General features: G+C 71.9%; 3 protein-coding genes. All 3 read left to right on the top strand.

Going from position 1 to position 1,700, the window contains the following annotated elements:
* On the top strand, positions 1 to 127 hold a 127-nt coding region (locus ACZ6I1_RS34995), incomplete at its 5' end, for a methionine adenosyltransferase domain-containing protein (protein ID WP_469293170.1).
* Positions 128 to 202: 75 nt separating this feature from the next.
* Positions 203 to 1,189, top strand: a complete 987-nt coding sequence (locus ACZ6I1_RS34990) for a carbohydrate kinase family protein (protein ID WP_469293168.1) — start codon at positions 203 to 205, stop codon at positions 1,187 to 1,189.
* The coding region (locus ACZ6I1_RS34985; protein WP_469293166.1) for a homocysteine S-methyltransferase family protein at positions 1,186 to 1,700 on the top strand (515 nt) is incomplete at its 3' end. The genes ACZ6I1_RS34990 and ACZ6I1_RS34985, both read left to right, overlap by 4 nt.

The following is a 1,700-nucleotide window of genomic DNA, read 5'->3' as shown; positions in this document are numbered from 1 at the left end:
CCTCGACCTGCTGCGCCCGATCTACGCCCAGACCGCCGCCTACGGCCACTTCGGCCGCGAGCTGCCGGACTTCACCTGGGAGCGCACCGACCGCGCCGAGCAGCTCAGGGCAGCGGTCGCCCGCTGACGCCCATACGACCGCCACCCGACCGCCCCGCCGACAGCGGGAGCCCGGCCCACTCCGTCCCGATCAGGAGACCACGTGCGTATCGCGGTGACTGGATCCATCGCCACGGATCACCTCATGGCCTTCCCAGGCCGGTTCGTCGACCAGCTGCTCCCCGACCAGCTGGAGCACGTCTCGCTCTCGTTCCTCGTCGACTCGCTCGAGGTACGGCGGGGCGGAGTGGCGGCCAACATCGCCTATGGCCTCGGCGGACTGGGCCTGGCCCCGGTCCTCGCCGGGGCGGTGGGCGTCGACTTCCACGAGTACGAGGTCTGGCTCAAGGAGCACGGGGTCGACACCGGCGGTGTCTACGTCTCCGACACCTGCCAGACCGCGCGCTTCATGTGCATGACCGACGAGGATTCCAACCAGATCGCCTCCTTCTACGCCGGTGCGATGGCGGAGGCCGCAGAGATCGACCTGCGCTCCCTCACCGGCCCCGGTGATCCGCCCGTCGACCTGGTCCTGGTTTCGCCCAACGACCCGGCCGCGATGGTCCGGCACACCCGCCAGTGCCGGGGCCTGGGCATCGCGTTCGCCGCCGACCCCTCCCAGCAGCTCGCCCGCCTCGACGGCGACGAGGTGCGGGAGCTGGTGACGGGGGCGCGCTGGCTGTTCACCAACGCGTACGAGGCCGCGCTGCTGCGCGAGCGGACCGGCTGGGACGCGGAGGAGGTCCTCGAGCGCGTCGGCATCTGGGTGACCACCCTGGGCGCCGACGGCGTCCGCATCGAGCGCAAGGGCGAACCCGCCCTCACCGTGCCGGCCGTCCCCGGCGTCGTGCCCCAGGACCCGACGGGCGTCGGCGACGCCTTCCGGGCCGGGTTCCTCGCGGCCGTCAGCTGGTACCTGCCGCTGGAGACGGCCGCGCAGCTGGGCTGCGCGATGGCCGCCCTGGTGCTGGAGGCGGTGGGCTCGCAGGACTACGAGGTCGACGGCGAGCGGCTGCTGGCCACCATCGAGTCGGTCTACGGTCCCGAGTCGGCCCGGCTGCTGGGCCCGGCACTGCGGGCGCTGGCATGAGCCGGGCCGATGCCCTCCGGGAGGCGCTCGCGACCCGTGTGGTCGTCGCCGACGGGGCCATGGGGACGATGCTCCAGGCGCAGGACCCTTCGATGGAGGACTTCCAGCAGCTGGAGGGCTGCAACGAGGTCCTGAACGTCACCCGCCCCGACATCGTGCGCACCGTCCACGAGGCGTACTTCTCGGTGGGCGTGGACTGCGTCGAGACGAACACGTTCGGCGCGAACCTGGCGGCGCTCGCCGAGTACGACATCGCGGAGCGCAACTTCGAGCTGTCCGAGGCGGGTGCGCGGATCGCCCGCGAGGTGGCCGACGAGTTCACCGCCTCGACGGGGCAGCAGCGCTGGGTGCTGGGCTCGATGGGTCCGGGTACGAAGCTGCCGACCCTCGGCCACATCACGTACGCCGATATCCGTGACGCGTACCAGGTCAACGCGGAGGGTCTGCTCTCCGGCGGCGCGGACGCGCTGCTCGTCGAGACCACCCAGGACCTGCTCCAGACGAAGTCCTC

Source organism: Streptomyces sp. NPDC046303 (assembly GCF_055588085.1).
The sequence above is the reverse complement of the archived record's forward strand: the minus strand, read 5'-3'. Positions and strand labels throughout refer to the sequence as shown.